Here is a 20,765-nt window from a genome sequence, read left to right as displayed (position 1 = left end):
TTTCCTTTCTAATCTACGACATACAGACCATTCTCAACTACAAATTGTAACCGTCCATTTACTTTGACTCCCTCAACTATTTCTGAAGTCACTTCAATTCTAAGCTTTGGAAACATTTCACTCAACTGTTTAATAACCCCAGAAGGTTTTGCAGGATTTCCTAGACCACTTAAACAAGTTGGGCATACACCTTTAGGGTTTGACTGGTGAATTTTAAGTGTCCCAGTTACATCTTCAGCATTTAACTCTGCTTCTTTTATAGCCTCAATAAAATTATTTGCAACATTCTCCTCAGCATGTCTAGTAGCTGAAGAAATCTTACCTGAGCTTCTCACCTCTCTATCTGGAAATGCATCATCTAAATCAGGTAAGCCAGCTTCTTTTCGAACTTTAGGAGATCCTCCCTCAAATACTCTATCCTCAAGTCCAGGTATATCTGTCTTCCCAACTGCAATTGTATCTGTCTCAGGCACATTCCATTTTTTACGTAAATCAGATAGTGCATCAGAACCCCAATTAGAGTTTTCTAAACTGCTAGCATCACTATGTGGTGTGCTAACTTTACTGCTTCCTCCAACACCCTCAAAATCCTGAATCTGTTGTCTGCGCTTGACAGAAAACTGCTGGATCTTTTGAGATAGGTTTTCCATACTTTCAGAGAAGTTAGGGTTGACTCCAATGCCAGGTGCACCTCCTGCCAACTGAAACTCAGGCGCAAGATTTCCTTGCATAGCTGCCAGATTCCTCTGGAAGTTTTGCTTTTGAGCTCCCCACGCTGCATTGAGATTATCAAGCTTTTCAGATACCTTCTCCGCTCCAGAAGCCAAGGCTCGATTTTTCGTATTATTCGCCTTCGTTTTGAAATCATCCCAACTCTGGCTAGCTTGGGCTCGGACATTTCCCGCCTTAGTCTTGACATCTGTCCAAGTATTGCTCAAGCGTTCCTGGATGCTACCTTTATAGGAAGCTGCCTTTCCACTTCCCAGATTAACATCCGCTGCTTTACTAGCTCGATAAGCCTGAAAGCGCTGGCCAAGATGCCCTACCGTTCTACCGATTAACTGACTGGTTGCTAAGTTGGTTAGAGCCATTTGCGGATCTTCGATAAAGTCATGGCCAAACTGGGCAACATCGTAGGCATTAGCTCCAAAACGGGCAACCTTATCCGCATTGAGCACACCTTGGGAGACTGTTCGCTCTGCAATACTGGCTCCCTTCAGGTAGGAACCAAGACCGCCCGATACAAGAGTAGTAACTGCTTCTGCACCAGCCCATATTCTCTGCTCATTCGTTAGGACATCGCCTGTAATGGTTTCTCCGGAGATAGCGCGATAAGCTGCTTCTCCACCTAGAAGTGTTGTCCCTAAAGCCAAAGCTACTGGAGCTAAAGTTCCACCAGATGCGAATGTTCCGACAACCAAGGCTGCTGTCCCAACGACCTTGACGCCTATATCCACCCAACCCAGCCACCATTCATTATCTTTTGACCAAGTAGATTTAAGACGTTTGTATTCACCTAGTTCTGTTGGGAAGAAGGTCTCCACTAGCTCTTTCTCAGACAGGTCTTTGATTTTATCATAGGTCTCCTTGTCTTCCGCTTCCAGCTTTGCAAGGTTTTCTTTGGCAACCTTGAGCTTATCCTGATATTTAGCTGCAGCAGATGAGATAGGGCTCTTATCGCTGTTCAAGATATCGGACAGGCTGTAATAGGCTTTACGTTTGCCTTTAGCTGTCTGTATGCCATAGCCTGTCTGATAAGTTGTCTGATAGGTGTATGTTTCCTCATAAGTTAAATGCTCAGACTTATATTTATTCTTCCCTTCATTGATCTTATTCAGAGCCTCCATTGCATCTTCCAAGCCACTTATGTACTTATTCTCAATGTTTTGGACAATCTCCCGATGCACCCGCTTCATCTCCTCCATTACATCCAAAACAGTGTGCTCGGAATCAACAAAGGTCTTCTCTGGCATGTCCTTGCCTAGGGTCGCACCTCCTTTGGCAATGTAAAGGTGGGACAGATCGTTACTCTTGACAATCTCAGCGGTCTCCGAAATATCCTTGAGCAAGTCCTTGACCTGACTGACATTATCCTCAAACCAACCAATCCGCTTCCCTTGTTCAAAGTCACTTTTATTTGTATAGTACTCTGTCATGAAGCACCTCCCTGAGAAGTCTGACCACTATAAAGTATGGCTTCCTCTGATTTAGGTCCCTTATAGTCTGGCGCTGCTTGATCTTTTTTCAAACCATCACGTGTCAACTCAAAAGCTTTCTGAGGATCCTGCTCTAAGGCTTGACGAGTTTCAGAATCTAGGTTTGGATCTACCAAGGCCGCATTGACAATATCCGCTGCTAAAAGTTTATCAGTATCGATAAAGCCACGGTAGGTTGCCTGTATATGGTGAAAAAGAAGCTCTGTTAGCGCCTGAAAAGTCTGCGCTTTTGCAGTGAAATGATTGAGAGGAAGTTCACCCAGACGAGATTGGAGAGATCCTTCTTTACATACAGCAGGAATTTTATCAATCAGACCTTGCAATTGAGTTGTTAGCTGGCTAGAGCTTGTTGCTAGTTCACGGGATGCTAAGAGTAATTCCTCCTGTTCTGTTAAGGAAATACTAATTTTTGGCATGGCTGTATCCTCACTTTCAACTGGTTGATGATTTCTTTCTTTAACTCGTCAGTACTGATAGAGCGGATTCTCTGCTCAAGAACATCATACTGATAGATAGCCGAAGGCGCATTCAGATAAAGATAATCTCTGGATTTATTTTGTCCTGAGTATGACGTAATTCTCAAAGCAGGCGCTTTACGATAGTAGATAATCAATCTCTCTTCAGAATAGGTTCTCCATTCCGCAGCTGCTGGGTTGGGATCTCGTTCTGGTATCTTCTCACTCAAGAAAAGATGCTCCTTTATAACCGTACCTAAAAATTGGAAGCTATGTATACGATCCAATCTATAGGCGTTTTTATCTACTTTTTCAATGACGATATGATACCAACGATTGGAGTCTACTAACTGAGCACAAAAATACTTATCATCTACTTCGCAGTGAGAATAAGCTTCTTGGTACTTTTGAAGATAGACAGCTTTGGCCATGCAGGCTGTTGTTGGCTCACTATTTTCATCAATAAGCCCCATAGACTGGAGGTCAGAAAACCCCTTTTCCAGTATCTGCTTGAGCTGCACAGGCTTCTCCTCATCGGTAAGTTCTGGAAGAGGAAGTAGAAACAAATCCTCAGAGTAACCATTATAATTCAGCATATGCAGTGCATATAAAGATTCAAGTGTAAATATCATTTGCTTTCAATATCCTTCAGTACTTGTGCATCTTCAATGTGATAAAAGAGAGTCTCTAACCCATCAGTAGCCTCATGAAGCTTTCCAATTGCTTCTGAAAAATCTGATTGATACTGTTCAATGAAATCCTTAAGTCCCAAATACTGCTCCTTAGTCTCACCCGACCAGAGCGAATCCTTTTGTGCCAAGGTGTTAACCTGAGAAGGAATAGTTGTATTGATTAAATCATGGAGCGTCTTAAGCTGAGAGATGATATTCCTTAGTTCTCCATCATCATAACGAATTGTATCATGAGAAAATCTATCTTGAATGCTATTGATATTTGTATCCATTTAAAAGATGCCTCCTCCAAAAAAATCAAGCGGATTCTCATCCAAACCAAGTCTATTGAAGTGCTTCTTGCCTTTATTGTACTCTGTTTTAATACTTTCTAGCTGAGATTCTAAAGAGCTAATCTTGGCTACAACATCATTATAAAGGCTTATAAAGGACGAATTAGAATTCTGCACAAAGTCTACATAATCCTGTAGGACTTGCTTATGCTCTTTTAATTTGCTCGAAGCTGACTCCAAGTAAAAATAACCACTTTCACCATCAATGGTATTAACAATACTCTCAATATAGCTGATATAATCTTCCATATCTGAAGTAGAACGTTTGTAATCTAGCCGATGACTGGAAATACCATCACGTACTCTCCGGTAACGGTCTCGATCCGCTTTGACACTGTAATACTGACTTTTTAATTCTGCATCGCTTGCCATTTTACACCTCGCATTCTTTTGCTGCCTCTAGTTTACCATAATTATTATTCCTTTTACACTTTTAACATTTTTTTATACCAGATATATTGTTTTATTTTCTAATCACTTAATGATTAACAAATCCCATCTACTCCAAACCTATTTGTGGCTCCGCCACCTCTCGCAACTGTGCCTGTTCCTGCTCCTGAGTTTTCGGATTTAACTTCTCCTGCACTGCTTCTGCCACAGCTCGTGGTACGCCGACTTCGACGATTTGGTCGACACTGGCTTCTTTAATCTTGGTTAAAGATTTGAAGTGTTTCATGAGATTTTGCTTGCGTTTTGGTCCCAAGCCTTCAATGCCATCTAGCTGTGATGAGAAGGAATTCTTAGACCGGAGCTGGCGATGGAAGGTAATAGCAAAGCGGTGGACTTCATCTTGAATACGTTGAAGCAGGAAAAATTCCTGCGAATTCCTGGATAATTCTACAACCTGCAGAGGGTCACCAAAAAGCAATTCATGAGTCTGGTGCTTGTCATTTTTTTGCAGTCCAGCGATGGGAATATCCAATCCCAACTGCTCCTGAATAACTTCTTTAGCGACATTGACTTGGCCCTGTCCACCATCAATGACAATCAGATCAGGCGGAGTCAGTCCATCCCGAATCACCCGACTATAGCGCCGCTTTATGACCTCACGCATACTGGCGTAATCATCCGGTCCTATGACAGTCTTGATCTTATATTTGCGATAATCCTTCTTGCTAGGTTTACCATTGACAAAGACTACCATAGCCGATACAGGACTGGTCCCCATGATATTGGAGTTATCAAAAGACTCGATGCGAACAGGCGTTGGAATGTTAAGGAGCTGCCCTAGATTCTCAATAGCACCTTGGGTCTTTTCAATAGATTTTTCCAAGAGATCAAATTTCTGCTGGAGGCTGACTCGGGCGTTCTTGATAGCCAGATTGACCAGCTGCTTCTTCTCGCCTCGCTGGGGCTTAAGCACCTTGGTATCCACCATGGCTCGGACAGCTTCTTCGTCAATATCTGCTGGAATCAAAATTTCATTGGGCTTGAGGTGGGATTTTTCCTGATAAAATTGTCCAATATAGGTCAAGAAATCCTCGTCCGGATCATTGTAATAGGGAAAAAGGTTGACGTCACGTTCGATTAACTTGCCCTGGCGGACAAAGAAGACCTGTACACACATCCAGCCCTTATCCACATAGTAGCCAAAGACATCACGATTTTGCAAATCCTTAGCCATAACCCGCTGCTTAGTTCGCAGCGTACCAATGGACTGAATCAAGTCGCGGTACTCAGCTGCTTTTTCAAACTCCATAGCTTGCGCTGCGCCAGCCATTTTCCCCCGTAAATCCTCAATAATCTGGTCATCCTGCCCCTTGAGAAAGGCCGCTACCTCCTGGGCCAGCTCCTTGAAATACTGGCTGTCGACTTGGCAAATAGTGTGGGCCTTGCACTGCCCCAGATGGTAGTAAAAGCAGACCTTTTCAGGTGGATTGGTACACTTGCGGAAAGGAAAGAGCCGATCTAAAAGCCGTTTGATTTCATTGGCCGCGCCGACGTCCGGATAAGGTCCGAAATAAAGCCCGCCATCCTTTTTGACTTGGCGCGTGATGATGAGACGCGGATAGGTTTCGTTGGTAATCTTGATAAATGGATAGGACTTATCGTCCTTGAGCATGATATTGTACTTGGGCTTGTTTTCCTTGATTAGATTAATCTCCAGAAGCAAAGCCTCAATGTTAGACTCGGTGACAATAAACTCAAAATCCTCAATCTCAGAAACCAGGGCCTCAGTTTTGGTGTCATGACTGCCACGGAAATAAGAACGAACCCGATTACGAAGATTCTTGGCTTTTCCGACATAGATAATGGTACCGTTTTTGTCTTTGTGAATGTAACAGCCGGGACTGGTCGGCAACAGTTCCAGCTTTGATTGGATTAGCTTATTCATAGGTCTATTATAGCAGAAAAGAATAGCATACAACAGAAAGACGTTAGAATGTTAGAAGATCAAAAGTTTTATTCCTTTCTTTGGTAATACTGAACTATAACTTGTCTTTATATCTTCTTGCATGTACCAAAAATCTATCTCAAAAGAAACATGATTTTCTTCACAATAAAGCGTTTTCTAGGTAAAAATCAAGCAAGCGATTGCACAGCCATTTTAATAGGCTTTTATTATATAAACAGAAATAAAATAGAAAAATTTTAGAAAAATTAATATATTTTTAAAAAAATTTCAAAAAAAGACTTGACAAAAATTGCAAACGGTTGCATAATAGAATTGTAAATAAAAATTCCGGGAGGAAATAGGAATGAAAACATGGAAAAAAGTGGTATTAGGCAGTGTCAGCTTGCTGGCTGCAGGAACGCTGTTAGCAGCTTGTAGCTCGAATAGCAGCAAGGAGAGCTCTTCTTCTAAAGCCGATAGCAAGACCTTGAAACTTTGGGTACCAACCGGTGCTAAAGATTCTTACTCTGATACAGTTAGCAAGTTCGAGAAAGAATCAGGCTACAAGGTTGACGTAGTCGAAATGGAAGATCCAAACGCTCAGGAAAATCTGACAAAAGATGCTAGTACTGCTGCCGATGTTTTCTCTCTGCCACATGACCAACTTGGTAAATTAGTTGAAGCTGGAGCTATCCAAGAAGTTCCTTCTAATATGGCAGAAGAAATCAAGAAGAACGATACAGAACAAGCAGCTATTGGTGCTCAGTACAAAGGTAAAACTTATGCTTTCCCATTCGGTATCGAGTCACAAGTAACCTACTATAACAAGTCAAAACTTTCTGCTGACGATGTTAAGTCTTATGAAACCATCACTTCTAAAGCTAAATTCGGCGGAAACTTGAAAGAAGTTAATGCCTACGCTACTGCTCCACTCTTCCTTTCTGTTGGCGACACTCTCTTTGGTAAAGATGGTGAGCAAGTAGACGGAACAAACTGGGGTAACGAGGCCGGTGTGAACGTTCTGAAGTTCATCGCAGCTCAAAAGAATAACAGCGGTTTTGTAAACGTAGATGCTTCTAACCTTCTTGCTAAATTTGAAGATGGTTCAGTTGACGCTTTCCAATCAGGCCCATGGGACTACGCAGCTGCTGAAAAAGCTGTCGGCAAAGATAACCTTGGTATCTCTGTTTACCCAACAGTTAACATTGGTGGACAAGACGTTCAACAAAAAGCCTTCCTCGGTGTAAAACTTTATGCAGTTAACCAAACACCATCAAACGGCGACACTGACCGTATCGCAGCAAGCTACAAACTGGCTCAAGCACTTACTAGCAAAGAAAGCCAAGAAAACCAATTTAAGTTTGAAGGACGTCACATCATCCCTGCTAACAAAGAAGTACAAGAGTCTGAAGATGTGAAGAAAGATGCCTTGGCACAAGCTGTTATTACAATGGGATCTTCTGATACCTACACAACAGTTATGCCTAAACTTAGCCAAATGTCTGTCTTCTGGACTGAAAGTGCTGCAATCCTCAGCGATGCTTACAACGGTAAATTTGGTGAAGATCAATACCTCGCAAAATTACAACAGTTTGATAAAGATTTAGCAGCAGCTAAATAATCCTCAAACGAATAAAAATAAGCATTGAAGTGAGGAGGGCAGCCTCCTCACTTCTTTCTTTGTAAATATAAGGAGAATACTATGACTCAGTCATCCTATGACAATGCATCCATGGTTCAGGTCTTTAAAGAAGGAACCTGGGATGTCAAACTCTCTTTTCTGGTAATGGGACTGAGCAACCTTGTAAACAAACAATTTATCAAGGGGCTGCTCTTCCTCTTCTCAGAAATTGCTTTCCTGATTGCTTTTGCAGTTCAAATCATACCAGCTATTGGCGGCATGATTACATTGGGGACTCAAGAGCAGGGAGAGGCTATCAAAAAAGTTAACGGTTTGGAAATCACCGTTCAAGTAGCTGGTGACAACTCTATGCTGATGCTGATTTTTGGACTTGCTTCTCTTATCTTCTGTGCAGTCTTCACCTACATCTACTGGTGTAACCTGAAAAGTGCTCGTCACTTGATGGCTCTTAAGCAGTCTGGTCAGAAGATTCCTAACTTCGTTGAGGACTTCAAGACGCTTGCTGACGGCCGCTTTCACATGGGCCTAATGAGTATTCCTCTTATCGGAGTACTGCTCTTTACCATCTTGCCTCTGATCTATATGATCTGTTTGGCCTTTACTAACTTTGACCATAAGCATCCAGCTCCTAAGTCACTCTTTGACTGGGTTGGCTTCTCTAGCTTTGGTGATGTTTTCTCAGGTCGCATGGCTAGCACCTTCTTCCCACTTTTAGGCTGGACCTTGATTTGGGCGGTTGCTGCGACAGCCACTACTTTCTTCTTCGGTATTGTTTTAGCTCTCTTGCTCAATACCAAAGGCCTCAAGTACAAGAAAGTTTGGCGGACACTCTTCGTTATCACTATTGCTGTACCGCAATTCGTATCCCTGCTCTTGATGCGTAATTTCCTGAATGACAATGGACCTTTGAACGGACTATTGCAAAGCCTCCATCTCATCCAGAATCCAATTCCATTCCTGAGTGATCCCGTTTGGGCTAAGTTCTCAATCATCCTTGTCAATATGTGGATTGGTATTCCATTTACCATGCTGGTAGCGACCGGGATTATCATGAACCTGCCTAGTGAGCAAATCGAGGCTGCTGAAATTGATGGAGCTAGCAAGCTTCAAATCTTCAAGAGCATTACTTTCCCTCAAATTCTTTTGATTATGGCGCCATCACTTATCCAGCAGTTTATCGGGAACATCAACAACTTCAACGTTATCTACTTCCTGACAGGTGGTGGCCCTACTAACTCTTCCTACTATCAGGCAGGCTCAACTGACCTCTTGGTTACCTGGCTCTATAAACTGACCGTTTCAGCCAAGGACTACAATCTGGCATCTGTTATCGGTATCCTGATCTTTGCAATCTCTGCAGCCTTCAGTCTCTTAGCCTATACTAGATCCGCATCATTCAAGGAAGGAACTGCTAAATAATGAAAAATAGAAAAAAACTCAGTTTATTAGGGATTTATGTCTTACTGGCTGTTTTAGCATTCATCTGGCTTACACCAATTATCTGGATTTTTCTGACCAGCTTCCGTGGTGAAGGATCTAATGCAGTCCCTTACTTCTTCCCTAAGACTTATACTCTTGACAACTATATTAGACTGTTTAATAACAACACTTATCCTTTTGTTCAGTGGTTTATGAATACCCTGATTGTTGCGACAGCGACCTGTATCCTGTCTACTTTGATTACCGTGGGTATGGCTTACTCACTCAGCCGTATCAAATTCAAGCATAAAAACCGTTTCCTCAAGCTGGCTCTGGTACTTAACATGTTCCCAGGCTTCATGTCTATGATTGCGGTTTACTACATCTTGAAAGCACTCAATTTGACACAAACCCTGACTTCATTGATTCTGGTTTATTCGGCTGGGGCAGCTTTAGGCTTCTATATAGCCAAAGGTTTCTTTGATACCATTCCATATTCTTTGGACGAATCCGCTATGATCGACGGAGCGACTCGCTTCCAAATTTTCCGGACTATTACATTACCGCTGTCAAAACCGATTATCGTTTATACAGCGCTAATGGCTTTCATGGGACCATGGGTCGACTTCATCTTTGCCTCTGTCATCCTAGGCGATGTCAAGGAAAAATACACAGTGGCTTTGGGACTTTTCCAAATGCTTAATAAAGATGCCATCAATAAATGGTTCTTACCTTTCACATCTGGAGCGATTATCATCGCTATCCCAATCACTCTTCTCTTCATCTTCATGCAGAAATACTACGTAGAAGGTGTTACAGGCGGAGCGGTCAAATAGACTCTAATATGTATATCAAAAACTTCCGACAATATAAATCGGAAGTTTTTATCTTTCTTAGAAAATGTGGAACTTAACTCCTCATCCCTTTCATATGAGATTGCTTATTAGCTTGGACAAAAAAATGAGTCTGGAAATTATTCCAGTCTCATTTTGTATTTCATTAATTATAATCTTCGTCTCTGCGACGGCGCTTGTTCGTTCCCAAAAAGGCTGCTGCACCAAGTGCCATACCAAAAATTGCAAGACGTTCTGCTTCTGAACCAGTATTTGGCAGAATAGCAGGAACTGTTGGAGCCTTATCAGCAGTTGTAGCCACGCTAGCAAGTTGAGCAGCAGGATTTACAACAAAATCAGTGAATACGTCACTACCTGCCGCTTGAACAGCACCTGTAGTTGCTCCTTTGACTTCACGAGTGTTCGCATGAACTTCTGCAGTCTTAGCATCTGAATCTTTCTTAGATTCATCCTCTGCACCTGGACCAGCAGCTCCGCCTTTTACAGCAGTTAGAGTCTGTTTATCTTCACCTGAGCGATAGTTACTATTCAGAGCATTTCCATACAGGAGAGCTGCTTGATTCAAGATATTCAAGAGAGTTTCATAATTCGCTTGAAGACTGTTGTAGGATTCCTCAAGAACAGCTAAAGTTGCAGTCTCTTGATTTAAGATTGCTTGTTTAGCTTCATAATCAAGCTGCGCTTCTGCCAACTCCCGCTCTGCTTCTGCAAGTAACTGAGGAGCATTCTGAAGGTCAATAACTTTCTTTTTAGCTGCTGCTAATGTCTTTTGAGCAGCCATGAAGTCCTCTTGAGCAGTTGTCAAATTAGCTTTCGCAGCTTCTTGAGCCGACTGAAGTTCTACCAACTTATCTTTAGCTGCTGCTAGAACTGCCTGAGCATTGTTCAAGTTAGTTTGGTAAGGAGCCAAGCTTGCTGCAATCTTAGCTGTCGCTCTGTCGAGAGCTTCCTGCTTAAGAGCAACATTTTGCTTGGTCAAAGCTAGATTATTTTCAGCAGTTGCTACCTTCTGACGAGCTGCTTCAACTGCTGCAATTTGAGCTGCCGCTGTCTTTTGAGCATCAGCTAATTGAGCATTTAGGATATTAATAGCTGATTCCTGACCTACTTTTTGAGCCTTGAGTTCAGCTAATTGATTCTTAAGTGCTGTAACATTTGCGTTAGAACCTGCAGAACGACCGCCACCAGCACGCAACAACTGCTCCATAGCCGCAACAGTCAGCAACGTACCGTTATTAACACGTTGGTTAAAGTTGCTAATATGATGGAAACCAACCTCGGATGTACCATGAGGAGTGCCCCATTGATTTGGATGTTTATCATAAGCTGCTGAGATAGCATTGGCTTTATTGTCCATCATCTGAACATAGTGGCCAATCTGAGCAAATACACCCGCTCCAACTCTCATATAGATAGCATTAGCATCAATCTGAGTTTCATCAGTAGGCAGTCCATATTGCGCCGCAATCTCTTGATACTTTTCTTTTTCTTTGTGCCAGAAATTGACAGCCCCTTGCGGGTCAAAACTAATCGCCACATTCTCATTACCAATCAGCTTACCCATATGCCAGTTATTGCGCTCAAAGTAGATAGTCTGAATCTGGCTAGCCACATTCGCATACGGATCAACCAACAACTCTTGTAAGCCGGCATTACGACGGTAAGCATTAATCGCCTTAACCAACTCTAAAGCTTGCAGGTTATTTTCTAGATTAGCTGGACTGGTTGGGTCAGAATTAACTGAGATACCAAATTCATTTTGTCCGCGTTGATAAACTGCAAGAGCATTATTGGCAGCATCACGAATTTCTTGATTAGCCGCATTGTTACGAACATTTTCTAAAAATTGAGAATAAGTCGTATTGCGAAGGTCAACAGGAGCTGTTGCTGCTGCTTTCTCAGCAGCCGGAATCTGTCTTTCAAGAGAGTTAATAGCTTGATTGGTTTGACCCAAAGATTCCTTTGCCTGATTGATTTTATTCTGGATTTCAGCCTGCACTTGTGGAGCAGAAGACGCTGCTTGCTCTGCCTTTGTCAGTTCAGCCTTTGCATTGTCTAAAGCAGTCTGTGCTTGACTTTGCTGACTCTTAGCAGTTGCTACAGCTTGCTCTTCTGAGTTAAGTGGTGTTTTAGCTTGTTTCAATTCAGTCTCTGCAACATCTACCAGAGATTGACTCGCCTTAACAGTATTTGCTTGATCTTTAACAGCTTGGTCTGCCTTGGTAGCTTTAGCCGCTGCTTCTCGAACAGCAACGTCTTTCGCGCTAACCTCTTGCTCTGCTGTTTTTGCTTCTGTCTCCGCCTTAGCAACATTTTCTTCTGTTGCTTCTGCCTGTATTTCTTTAGCAGTCTCAACAGCGGCTTCAGCCACTTTCACGCTAGTTTTTGCATCTTCAGCTTCTGTTTTCGCAGTATCTACTATCGATCTTTGCTCATCAAGTTTAGCTTTGGCTGCTTCAGCATTTTCTTGGGCAACAGCTACATCTGCTGCTGTCACTGGTTTCTCAGTTACTTCAGTCGCTTTTGGAGCTGTTACAGTTGATTCAACCAACTCATCCGCGTGCACTTGATGGGTCAGTCCACCAGAAATAATAGTTGTAGCCGCGATACCAGTCGCTACAACAGACTTGCCTATTTTCTTTTCCATAATCAATCTCCTTTTTATAATCTCGCATACTATAATTAACCTGGGTATAGCAGCCCACATAGTAATATACTATCACAAAACGCTAGTATTAACTAGTAGCAAACGTATAGTTTTAATAGTTTTTTTATTACATTTTAGTTACAAAAATGTTATATTAGAAAAATAAGCTGGTTTTTCCAACAAAAATGAGCATTTCTTTATCAAATAAAGCAAAAACTCCTAGATCCTTTCTAAGAGTTAACCTTGTTTGTCAGTCCGATTGAGCTTGTCGAATTTCTTCTAACATCGCTTCTTCTTCGGCCGTCATTTCATAGTGTTCCAACAAATCAGGTCGTCTTAGATAGGTCTTTTTCAGACTTTCATAGAGACGCCACTTGCGGATGTTTTCATGATGGCCACTCATGAGGACTTCCGGAACGACCATCCCCCGATATTCATAGGGCCGAGTGTACTGAGGATACTCCAAGAGCCCAGACGAAAAACTGTCATCTGTATGACTGGCTTCCTTGCCGATAACCTCTGGTATCAGGCGAACGGTCGCATCAATCATAGTCATAGCTGCTAATTCTCCTCCAGTAAGGACATAATCACCAAGTGAAATCTCGTCAGTCACTAAAGTCTTGATCCGCTCATCATAGCCTTCGTAATGGCCACAGATGAAAATGAGTTCCTCTTCCTTAGCCAGCTCCTCAGCATAGGCTTGGTCAAATGTCCGACCAGCAGGATCCAGCAAAATCACGCGCGGTTGCTTCTTTTCAATGGCATCATAGGCATCAAAAATAGGTTGAGCCCGTAGCAGCATACCCTGACCTCCGCCGTATGGCTCGTCATCTACATGACGAGATTTTTCTGCATTTTCTCGGAAATTATGATAGTTGATTTCTAAGAGGCCTTTTTCCCGAGCTTTACCGACGATAGAGTGCTCCAAGGGCGCAAACATCTCCGGAAAGAGCGTCAAAATATCAATTTTCATCGTCCAGTCCTTCCGGTATCTCTACATCAACCCGACCTTGCTCAACGTCAATCCCCAGCACCACTGGCGGAATATAAGGCAGCAGCAAGTCGCGCTTGCCTTTACGCTTGACCACCCAGACGTCATTGGCTCCTGGTTGCAGAATTTCCTTAATCCTACCAAGAAGAATATCATTTTCATAGACTTCAAGGCCGATGATTTCATGGTAGTAAAATTCCCCGTCTTCCAAGTCCGTCAAATCTTCTTCTCGGACTTTCAGAGTAAAATCACGAAACTTCTCAATGTCATTGATATGGTACATGCCCTTAAACTTGATAATATCAAAGTTCTTGACCTTACGATGACTAGCAATCTCCACATCCATGACAAACTGATCCTTCTTGTCAAACAGGGCGAGGGTATTACCTTTTTTAAAACGCTCTTCTGCAAAATCCGTCACTGACAAAACCCGCATCTCACCTTGCAAACCTTGGGTATTGACAATTTTTCCAACATTAAAATAATCCATCTCGACTCCAACATATTATACTCTGCCTAGTATTTTATCATGATATAGGGGAATGTACAAGGGAGATAAGAGGGATTTCCCTTGCCTATATTTATTTGATTAAAATTGCTGTTTAACGTATAATTATACATATAGAGCTACAACACTATAAACACTCAAGTGTGTTTACGCAAAACTAGAAAGAAGTTGGTGACGACTATGGGAAAAAAGTTAAGTAAACTCCTGCTCTCTACTGCTATTCTAGCCACAACAGCCGCCAGTCTGACTGCTTTGACACAGGTCAAAAAAGGCCAAGCAATGGAAAATGAAACGAGGGAAACTAGAAATCTCTCAGCCCTTGATGAAAAAATTGCTCAAATTGACAATCGAACCATCAAGGCTTTTCTAGAATACTATGCTAGTCAGAACATGACCTCCGCATCGTCTCTTCCAATGATAGATGATCTCGAGTCCAATACTCGCATCATAGTTATTGATACTGATGATGCGGATAAAAGTTTGCCACCAGCCATCGGAACATCTGTGGACGGATCCGAAGGGCCTGTAGGTGGAACTGTTGATGCTGATGGCAAATACATTGAGTTTGATACCAGTGACCATAGCAAATCCGCAACCGTTCAGGAAATTCGAGATGCTATTGCTGAAATACTAGGGTGATAAATTCCTAAAACAACGCTTACTCATTGGCCGAGTTTCTATCTCGGTCATTTTCTATTCCTAAAAATGTATCATATTACTGTAAATCTTGTTTTTCCTAAAAATCTATGCTAAGGTAAAGGCAGAATGCGAAAGGGAGGGGCTACTATGATGAGAAGCGGCCATCTGATTTACAAGGTAAAAAACTTACAGGAAGCGGTCAAGGAATGGGAAGCAAAGGGTCTTGTCGTCGAATACGGCAGAAGGGAAAAACCAAACAACGCCTTGATATACTTTAGTCAAGGCCCCTATATTGAGCTCCAGGAAAATACAGGTATTCCTGTAATAGCCAAAATCATAGCTAAACTATTTGGCAGACCTAAAAATCTGGAGCGCTTTTTCTACTGGGATGAATGTGAGGAAGGCTGGCAGGGACTGTGTATTGAAAAAGATTCTGGCGACTTGGATGAGGAAGTTAAATTTCTTGCTAAGAGAGGCATCAAGGGCTTGCTTCTCAACAATCTCAAACGGATAGATACTAAAAATCGCGAGCTAAGATATCGCTGCTTCTTTCCACACGGAACAAGCTTTACTTTTCTTATGACTTATTTCAGCATTGACCCCAAACCTCAGAACTTCACCCACCCAAATGGCATCAAGAGAATTAAGAAAATTGTATTTAAGATTTCCTCAGCTCAGGCTAAGATACTAAAAGAGCTGCTTCAAGACCAGACTCTTGAGATTCTTGAAGACGAAAACGAAAATGGCATCGTAGAGGTTATTTTCAATCGACAGGATTAGAGGTGTCAGGCGTTCTCTCAAAAATCTGCTCAGCAAAGTCCTCCACCAAAGCATTAAACTTGGCTGGTTGGCATAGATTCGACGGATCAAACGAATCAGCAATGACAAGATCTTGAGCATGACTAAGATGTTCCTTAGTTGTTTTCATCATTTGGACTAATTTTCCTGAAAAATCCCCCGCCAGCAAAAGTGTAGGAATCTTGCACTTATCCAAGGCGGCACGATAATCAATAGCTTCAATTGCCCTGCGCTGCAAAACAGACTCCTCAAGTCGCATCCGGTCGAATAAATCAACAAAATAGGAGCGAGCTAAAGGCCATCGTTTATAAATTGGCAAGGTTGATAGCTTCATAAACCATGAGTATTTCACCAAAGGAGCCGTAAGTTGAGCCAGAGAGTTCATCATTGGTGACAAATCCGTCGTACAAAAAGTATCGCACAAGATAGCTCCCTTAAAGATTTGCGGATTTTGAGTCATGAGGTGCATGGTTAAGATACCGCCATAGGAAGTACCTCCGATAACGGCTTCGCTGATGCTTTCTTTTTTCAAAATCGCCAGCACATCTGCAGCCTGTATATCTAGAACCTGATCCACCTGACAATTCAGCTGGCTTGATTGCCCATTTCCACGTAGGTCAGGCGCAATAACCTGATAGCGATCCTTAAAAAAATCTATCTGAGGCTGAAACATGCCCGAGTCAGCACTCAGACCATGCAGGAGCACAAGCGTTTCTTTGTGACCTCGCCCTTCTATCCGATAGGATACCCTACCATCAGTTCTTTCGATATGATCCATCCTATTACCTCCATTCTACAGCTCATTTATACTTTTCTGCCATTCTTTGGCTAATTCTATCTGTTGCTTTCTTTCTCTGACAACCGCTTGCATATCATCTGGACTCTGCAGATTTATTACTTTCACTGCATAATCAGCCGAGACAATGGCATGACCTCGCATGTGGGCTGTTGCGACCGCTTGGGCAAAGACACGCGCAGCATACTTACTGACTGGTGATTTGGCTTGCTGCGACAGCTGCTGAGCTAAGAAACCAGCCTTTCTCAGCTCATAGGCAGAAACTTTACCCTCAAGTCGCGCCTCAAACACTTCCTGAACTTGAGTCAAGATTTGCTGTTCTTTAAGATCGTCACCAATATTTATCAAAGCTATAAAGCGAGTAGCATGTTCCATTGCCCATTGGGCAAGCTGCTTCTGAGGAAGCTGGACCAAGATTTGTTCCAGTTCCAATCTTTTCTGACCATAATCAAGAATCTTAATCTTGTAAGGGCTGGGCAGACTCACTTGTCCATTCTCATAACACTCTCGTTCATGGGCGTTCCAAGCATAATCTTCTGACTTCATATTTTCTCCGTTTCCACGCTTCTCGATTTCCTCGTTGAAGAAGCTAAGCTAGATAGTTCTCGCATACGCTCGCACTGCATCAATGCCCCTAAATTCAACTGCGCCTAACGGCTTGTTTCATTAAGGGCCTTGTACCCACGCTTAGCTGGGCATCAATTTCCCTAAATCCGACTGTTTTCATCGCGCTTGCCTCGTTATAGAATCCAAGGTACGTAGTTCTCGCATACGCTCGAACTGCATCTATGCCCCTAAATTCAACTGCGCCTAACGGCTTGTTTCATTAAGGGGCATAGAAAAAAACGAGACACACTGGTCCCGTTCTTCTTATTTCTCATCAATAACGATGCGAACTTTTTTGTATTCAGTTGGGACAGAGTAAACAATCGTCCTTATAGCGGAAATAGTACGACCTTTACGACCGATTACACGTCCAACATCACTCTGATCAAGATCTAGGTGATATTCTAAAAATTCAGGTGTATCCTCAATCTTTATAGTTAAGGCATCTGGCTGTGAAATCAAAGGTTTCACTATCGCAATAATTAGATTTTCAATCGTGTCCATATGTCAACCTACGCTTCTATTATTTAGAGTATTTTGAATCGTGGAATTTCTTCAATACGCCTTCTTTTGAAAGGATGTTGCGTACAGTATCAGAAGGTTGTGCACCATTACCCAACCACTCAAGGATACGGTCTTCCTTCAAAGTTACTTGGTTTTCAGCTACAAGTGGGTTGTAAGTACCAACTGTTTCGATGAAACGTCCATCACGAGGTGAACGTGAATCTGCAACATTGATACGGTAGAAAGGTTTTTTCTTAGAACCCATACGAGTCAAACGGATTTTTACTGCCATTATTAAGGTCTCTTTTCTTTATTTTTTTCTTTTGGTGAAATAGCAGAGCTATTAAGCACATGTTCTATTATAGCAGATTAAAAATAGCTGTCAAGTTTTTTTCTTGACAGAGTTAAAAAATTTTTTTAGATTAGTCTTTCTTGTTTAAAAGAACAATAGTTTTTCATTTACAATCTCCTTATGGAAGCAAGAGTCTGATAATGTCGTCATAAGAATAGGCGGTATAGGTCGGCTGAAAAAGACTTTTATTTTCTAGCTGCTTGGGATTGTACCAGATAGAGTCCAATCCTGCATTATTACCGCCTGCAATGTCAGCAGTCAAAGAATCCCCAATCATCAAGGTCTGGCTCTTGTCAAAGCTCGGTATCTGCTCTGCTATTTTTTCATAAAACAAGGCTTCGGGCTTCTGAGTCCCCATCTGCTCCGAGATGAAAATATGGTTAAAATAGGGCGCAATGTCGGAATGGGCCATACGGCCGGTCTGAATAGCCGTGATGCCATTGGTCGCTCCGTAAATCTCATAATCAGCTGCTGTCAGACTGTCCAAAAGCTCACTAGCACCAGCGTAGGTTTGTCCTTGCTGAGCAATATGCTGCTGATAGAGAAGGGCTAACTCGGCGCCATCCTTCTCAATGCCAAAATGAGCAAAAAGACGAGAAAAGCGAGTATTGACTAGCTCAGGCTTGGTGATTTTCCCCTGCTCTAGTTCCCGCCAAAGCCCCTTGTTCATGGGAATATAATAGTCTTTGTAGGTCTGAATCTCCGTCACGCCCTGCTCCTCCAAAAAATGAGTCAAGGCAATATCTTCAGCCGTATCAAAATCCAGCAAGGTATGGTCAAGGTCGAAAAGTAGAAATTTGTATGACAAGGTTGAAATCCTTTCTGTAACTGTAGTAGCTTCATTATACCACAAGCTACAAAAACCAGCCGCTCAAAAACGAACGGCTGATTTCTAATCTATTTCACTACTGGAATCCAGACTTTCATTTGATAATTTGGTTGCTCTTATTTTGATTCTGCTGCATTTCCAAACAGCATCTTCGTTTTTCTCACTTCTTCTACTCTTCCTTATAGTGAAGGCACAAATCTCTAAACTTATTATCTAGCGCTGCAATATCAAACAATACTTCTGACAGTTTTTGGTAATCTTCCTTGATACAAAATAGATGAGCTTGACCAAACAATTTTGCTAAATTTTCTTTTAGTTCAGATCTGACCGTATCGTGGTCTTTTAAGAAGTTGCTCATGTATAGATTTCTGATAGAAGCTAATTTGAAACTAAAGTATTGATGAAGATGTTTTTGTTCCTCATTCAAGCCATTGTCTGCTACCGACTTAGCATATCTTATTATCACGTTCTCCTCGCCACGTTCGTATTGTTGTTTCATCAGCATAGATGTTTTCTGGTAAATCTCTTTGGAAGTAGGAGATTTGATTTTTTTGAAGTTTCCCCACATGGAGAAAGAACCTCTTTTATAGTCGATATTTTTAGCTTCCCAGGCTTTCGAAAATTCTGAGAAAGTCATTTTCATACAAGCAAAACCTGCTGGATCATGGAAATAGATAAACTCATCATCTAGATCATAAACTGAAACAAAATGGTCCACCCCATACAAATGGATATGATTGGGATTATAAGTCAGATAACCCATGTCCAAAGGGCCAAGAACAACTGGTCCGCTGAGCAAAAACTTACTTAAGATTTCTCTGATAGAGAGAAGATTCGCCGCATTTGAATCCTTTATATAGTATTCATCATAGGTAAAACCCAGAATGTCTAAAGAATGGCTGATAGAACTATCTGGCATCCCATTATCAAAGAAAACTAAGGGGTGTTTTTCATCTTCCTTTACAATACTGGCGCCATTTCCCATCACCATAATGGCTTCCAAAAACTCAGGGCGAACATCATAACCATACGAATGCAGCGCCATCGCAAGTGAATATGTATAACAAAGAGAAACGTCCCCAAAATACATCTGCATAGCATCATCCTCCTCTGTAATCAACGCCTAAAAAATGACTTGCAATCACCATTTTATTTCACTACTGGTATCCAAAGTTCCATTTGATAGTCTGGAGAAGACATGTCTCCCTCGGTGTAAACTTCAAAATCTGGTGCTCCTGAGTGGCGATAGCCAGTTTCTGGGAAAAAGACTTCCAAGACATATTTCCAAGCATGGTGGATACTGGCGGGGATTGCCCCTTTGACTGGTACGATGGCATATTCCGCTTCTGAGATTTCCTTGATTGACAGACCTAGTTCTTCTGCTTTCGCTTTATCCGTCACATCATAAGCGGCCATATAGTTGATGATTTCGCCTTCTTTGACATCCGAGCAGACGCCAAAGGATTGGCCACTGCCCAAACTTTCTAGGCTTTCAAAGCTGTGATTTTCATAGAGCTGATCCCAGGCAGACGGGCACTGGCTATTGTCAATAGCTTCCAATAGGACTCCTGCCACAGTAAATGCAGGTTTCTTTTGAATCTTGATATCCATGTTCTTTCCTCCTGTAATCTTTAAGGATAATTGAAGTCTAGGAAAGACCCGATAAGGTTTTCCATTTCGAACTTCTGAGGGAGTCGCACCATGGAATTTCTTAAAGGCTGCGCTAAAGGCATCGGCAGACTCATAGCCGTATTTCATCGCTATGTCAATAACCTTATCAGAGCTTTCCCGCAAGTCCGTCACAGCTTCTGACAGCCTGCGATTGCGTAAGTATTCTGCTAGAGTCATATCTGCCAGGATGGAAAAAAGCCTGCTGAAGAGAGCATAAGAATAGCCCGAAAGTTGCTGAAATTGCTGTAAATCCACTTCTGCGTCCAACTTACTTTCTAGATATTCCATGGTTCGATTGAATTGATGCATCATATTCTTTTTCACCTCATAAAAGATACTAAGGCCGTTAAAAGCAAAGTGGAAATAGGAAAATTGGCGGAGGGGCTCCTGCTCCGAGGAAATTTTATCTTTTTCACATAGCTTCTAGGCCGTATTCAATTCTAACTATAGTCTAACAGATCTAAGATACTCCCGCCCTA

Annotated in this window: 21 protein-coding genes; 5 read left to right on the top strand and 16 right to left on the bottom strand. The window is 42.1% G+C overall.

Annotated features, from left to right (window positions below):
* Positions 1–8: 8 nt before the first annotated feature.
* From K1I80_RS02540 to uvrC, 6 genes are all read right to left on the bottom strand, one after another.
* Positions 9–2,156 carry a hypothetical protein gene (locus K1I80_RS02540; RefSeq protein ID WP_223312999.1) on the bottom strand — a complete coding sequence of 716 codons (2,148 nt, stop codon included), beginning with the start codon at positions 2,154–2,156 and terminating at the stop codon, positions 9–11.
* Positions 2,153–2,632 carry a hypothetical protein gene (locus tag K1I80_RS02535; RefSeq protein ID WP_002895341.1) on the bottom strand — a complete coding sequence of 160 codons (480 nt, stop codon included), beginning with the start codon at positions 2,630–2,632 and terminating at the stop codon, positions 2,153–2,155. Before K1I80_RS02535 ends, K1I80_RS02540 begins: the two co-directional genes overlap by 4 nt.
* Positions 2,608–3,303 carry a hypothetical protein gene (locus K1I80_RS02530; RefSeq protein WP_002897454.1) on the bottom strand — a complete coding sequence of 232 codons (696 nt, stop codon included), beginning with the start codon at positions 3,301–3,303 and terminating at the stop codon, positions 2,608–2,610. Before K1I80_RS02530 ends, K1I80_RS02535 begins: the two co-directional genes overlap by 25 nt.
* Complete coding sequence (locus tag K1I80_RS02525; protein WP_002895338.1) at positions 3,300–3,635, bottom strand: hypothetical protein; 336 nt, start codon at positions 3,633–3,635, stop codon at positions 3,300–3,302. The genes K1I80_RS02530 and K1I80_RS02525 overlap by 4 nt, the downstream gene beginning before the upstream one ends.
* Positions 3,636–4,067 carry a hypothetical protein gene (locus K1I80_RS02520; RefSeq protein ID WP_002895337.1) on the bottom strand — a complete coding sequence of 144 codons (432 nt, stop codon included), beginning with the start codon at positions 4,065–4,067 and terminating at the stop codon, positions 3,636–3,638. It abuts the gene before it with no gap.
* Between the two features lie 127 nt (positions 4,068–4,194).
* Positions 4,195–6,030, bottom strand: coding sequence for an excinuclease ABC subunit UvrC (gene uvrC, locus K1I80_RS02515; protein WP_223313000.1), 1,836 nt, complete (start codon positions 6,028–6,030; stop codon positions 4,195–4,197).
* Between the two features lie 364 nt (positions 6,031–6,394).
* Here uvrC and K1I80_RS02510 point away from each other — a divergent pair, with 364 nt between their 5' ends.
* The 3 genes from K1I80_RS02510 (at position 6,395) to K1I80_RS02500 (ending at position 9,927) form a co-directional block, all read left to right on the top strand.
* The gene (locus K1I80_RS02510) at positions 6,395–7,651 is read left to right on the top strand and encodes an extracellular solute-binding protein (protein ID WP_002895331.1); all 1,257 of its coding nucleotides are present in this window, start codon (positions 6,395–6,397) and stop codon (positions 7,649–7,651) included.
* Positions 7,652–7,732: 81 nt separating this feature from the next.
* Positions 7,733–9,091: a carbohydrate ABC transporter permease gene (locus K1I80_RS02505; protein WP_223313001.1), complete on the top strand. Its 1,359-nt coding sequence runs from the start codon at positions 7,733–7,735 to the stop codon at positions 9,089–9,091.
* Complete coding sequence (locus K1I80_RS02500) at positions 9,091–9,927, top strand: sugar ABC transporter permease (RefSeq protein ID WP_002895328.1); 837 nt, start codon at positions 9,091–9,093, stop codon at positions 9,925–9,927. The genes K1I80_RS02505 and K1I80_RS02500 overlap by 1 nt, the downstream gene beginning before the upstream one ends.
* A gap of 163 nt (positions 9,928–10,090) precedes the next feature.
* On the opposite strand, the gene K1I80_RS02495 is transcribed toward K1I80_RS02500, so the two are convergent.
* The 3 genes from K1I80_RS02495 to rimM form a co-directional block, all read right to left on the bottom strand.
* Complete coding sequence (locus tag K1I80_RS02495) at positions 10,091–12,652, bottom strand: CAP domain-containing protein (protein ID WP_223313002.1); 2,562 nt, start codon at positions 12,650–12,652, stop codon at positions 10,091–10,093.
* Between the two features lie 190 nt (positions 12,653–12,842).
* The gene (gene trmD / locus K1I80_RS02490; protein ID WP_223313003.1) at positions 12,843–13,565 is read right to left on the bottom strand and encodes a tRNA (guanosine(37)-N1)-methyltransferase TrmD; all 723 of its coding nucleotides are present in this window, start codon (positions 13,563–13,565) and stop codon (positions 12,843–12,845) included.
* Complete coding sequence (rimM, locus tag K1I80_RS02485) at positions 13,555–14,073, bottom strand: ribosome maturation factor RimM (protein WP_223313004.1); 519 nt, start codon at positions 14,071–14,073, stop codon at positions 13,555–13,557. The genes trmD and rimM overlap by 11 nt, the downstream gene beginning before the upstream one ends.
* A gap of 198 nt (positions 14,074–14,271) precedes the next feature.
* Between rimM and K1I80_RS02480 the strand changes: the two genes are divergently transcribed.
* Together K1I80_RS02480 and K1I80_RS02475 are read left to right on the top strand one after the other, a co-directional pair.
* Positions 14,272–14,730 carry a hypothetical protein gene (locus K1I80_RS02480; protein WP_002906422.1) on the top strand — a complete coding sequence of 153 codons (459 nt, stop codon included), beginning with the start codon at positions 14,272–14,274 and terminating at the stop codon, positions 14,728–14,730.
* 147 nt (positions 14,731–14,877) lie between these two features.
* Positions 14,878–15,510, top strand: coding sequence for a VOC family protein (locus K1I80_RS02475; protein WP_223313005.1), 633 nt, complete (start codon positions 14,878–14,880; stop codon positions 15,508–15,510).
* On the opposite strand, the gene K1I80_RS02470 is transcribed toward K1I80_RS02475, so the two are convergent.
* The 7 genes from K1I80_RS02470 to K1I80_RS02440 all read right to left on the bottom strand — a co-directional run bounded on the left by K1I80_RS02470 (position 15,494) and on the right by K1I80_RS02440 (position 20,598).
* Positions 15,494–16,306 (bottom strand): alpha/beta fold hydrolase, encoded by an 813-nt coding sequence (locus K1I80_RS02470; protein WP_223313006.1) that lies wholly within the window; start codon positions 16,304–16,306, stop codon positions 15,494–15,496. The two genes, K1I80_RS02475 and K1I80_RS02470, sit on opposite strands and share 17 nt — an antisense overlap.
* 15 nt (positions 16,307–16,321) lie before the next feature.
* A complete protein-coding gene (locus tag K1I80_RS02465) occupies positions 16,322–16,870 on the bottom strand; it encodes a putative immunity protein (protein WP_223311522.1) in 549 nt (182 codons plus the stop codon).
* A gap of 324 nt (positions 16,871–17,194) precedes the next feature.
* Entirely contained in the window at positions 17,195–17,434 is a 240-nt protein-coding gene (gene kphA, locus K1I80_RS02460; protein WP_002895313.1) for an RNA-binding protein KphA, read from the bottom strand.
* Positions 17,435–17,453: 19 nt separating this feature from the next.
* Positions 17,454–17,726, bottom strand: a complete 273-nt coding sequence (gene rpsP, locus K1I80_RS02455) for a 30S ribosomal protein S16 (protein ID WP_002895310.1) — start codon at positions 17,724–17,726, stop codon at positions 17,454–17,456.
* A gap of 178 nt (positions 17,727–17,904) precedes the next feature.
* Positions 17,905–18,594: a YjjG family noncanonical pyrimidine nucleotidase gene (locus K1I80_RS02450; protein ID WP_317627770.1), complete on the bottom strand. Its 690-nt coding sequence runs from the start codon at positions 18,592–18,594 to the stop codon at positions 17,905–17,907.
* A gap of 190 nt (positions 18,595–18,784) precedes the next feature.
* On the bottom strand, positions 18,785–19,711 hold the full coding sequence (locus K1I80_RS02445) for a DNA repair protein RadC (RefSeq protein ID WP_223311524.1): 927 nt from the start codon (positions 19,709–19,711) through the stop codon (positions 18,785–18,787).
* A gap of 53 nt (positions 19,712–19,764) precedes the next feature.
* A complete protein-coding gene (locus K1I80_RS02440) occupies positions 19,765–20,598 on the bottom strand; it encodes an AraC family transcriptional regulator (RefSeq protein ID WP_223311525.1) in 834 nt (277 codons plus the stop codon).
* Positions 20,599–20,765 lie beyond the last annotated feature (167 nt).

This window comes from Streptococcus sanguinis, assembly GCF_019929225.1.
In the GTDB taxonomy this organism is placed as follows: domain Bacteria; phylum Bacillota; class Bacilli; order Lactobacillales; family Streptococcaceae; genus Streptococcus; species Streptococcus sanguinis_J.
The sequence above is the reverse complement of the archived record's forward strand: the minus strand, read 5'-3'. Positions and strand labels throughout refer to the sequence as shown.

What these genes read in the sequence shown, in the direction of transcription:
- K1I80_RS02540 (WP_223312999.1), bottom strand. Translation starts at nt 2,156, where the DNA reads ATGACAGAGTACTATACAAATAAAAGTGACTTTGAACAAGGGAAGCGG.
- K1I80_RS02535 (WP_002895341.1), bottom strand. Translation starts at nt 2,632, where the DNA reads ATGCCAAAAATTAGTATTTCCTTAACAGAACAGGAGGAATTACTCTTA.
- K1I80_RS02530 (WP_002897454.1), bottom strand. Translation starts at nt 3,303, where the DNA reads ATGATATTTACACTTGAATCTTTATATGCACTGCATATGCTGAATTAT.
- K1I80_RS02525 (WP_002895338.1), bottom strand. Translation starts at nt 3,635, where the DNA reads ATGGATACAAATATCAATAGCATTCAAGATAGATTTTCTCATGATACA.
- K1I80_RS02520 (WP_002895337.1), bottom strand. Translation starts at nt 4,067, where the DNA reads ATGGCAAGCGATGCAGAATTAAAAAGTCAGTATTACAGTGTCAAAGCG.
- uvrC (WP_223313000.1), bottom strand. Translation starts at nt 6,030, where the DNA reads ATGAATAAGCTAATCCAATCAAAGCTGGAACTGTTGCCGACCAGTCCC.
- K1I80_RS02510 (WP_002895331.1), top strand. Translation starts at nt 6,395, where the DNA reads ATGAAAACATGGAAAAAAGTGGTATTAGGCAGTGTCAGCTTGCTGGCT.
- K1I80_RS02505 (WP_223313001.1), top strand. Translation starts at nt 7,733, where the DNA reads ATGACTCAGTCATCCTATGACAATGCATCCATGGTTCAGGTCTTTAAA.
- K1I80_RS02500 (WP_002895328.1), top strand. Translation starts at nt 9,091, where the DNA reads ATGAAAAATAGAAAAAAACTCAGTTTATTAGGGATTTATGTCTTACTG.
- K1I80_RS02495 (WP_223313002.1), bottom strand. Translation starts at nt 12,652, where the DNA reads ATGTGGGCTGCTATACCCAGGTTAATTATAGTATGCGAGATTATAAAA.
- trmD (WP_223313003.1), bottom strand. Translation starts at nt 13,565, where the DNA reads ATGAAAATTGATATTTTGACGCTCTTTCCGGAGATGTTTGCGCCCTTG.
- rimM (WP_223313004.1), bottom strand. Translation starts at nt 14,073, where the DNA reads ATGGATTATTTTAATGTTGGAAAAATTGTCAATACCCAAGGTTTGCAA.
- K1I80_RS02480 (WP_002906422.1), top strand. Translation starts at nt 14,272, where the DNA reads ATGGGAAAAAAGTTAAGTAAACTCCTGCTCTCTACTGCTATTCTAGCC.
- K1I80_RS02475 (WP_223313005.1), top strand. Translation starts at nt 14,878, where the DNA reads ATGATGAGAAGCGGCCATCTGATTTACAAGGTAAAAAACTTACAGGAA.
- K1I80_RS02470 (WP_223313006.1), bottom strand. Translation starts at nt 16,306, where the DNA reads ATGGATCATATCGAAAGAACTGATGGTAGGGTATCCTATCGGATAGAA.
- K1I80_RS02465 (WP_223311522.1), bottom strand. Translation starts at nt 16,870, where the DNA reads ATGAAGTCAGAAGATTATGCTTGGAACGCCCATGAACGAGAGTGTTAT.
- kphA (WP_002895313.1), bottom strand. Translation starts at nt 17,434, where the DNA reads ATGGACACGATTGAAAATCTAATTATTGCGATAGTGAAACCTTTGATT.
- rpsP (WP_002895310.1), bottom strand. Translation starts at nt 17,726, where the DNA reads ATGGCAGTAAAAATCCGTTTGACTCGTATGGGTTCTAAGAAAAAACCT.
- K1I80_RS02445 (WP_223311524.1), bottom strand. Translation starts at nt 19,711, where the DNA reads ATGCAGATGTATTTTGGGGACGTTTCTCTTTGTTATACATATTCACTT.
- K1I80_RS02440 (WP_223311525.1), bottom strand. Translation starts at nt 20,598, where the DNA reads ATGATGCATCAATTCAATCGAACCATGGAATATCTAGAAAGTAAGTTG.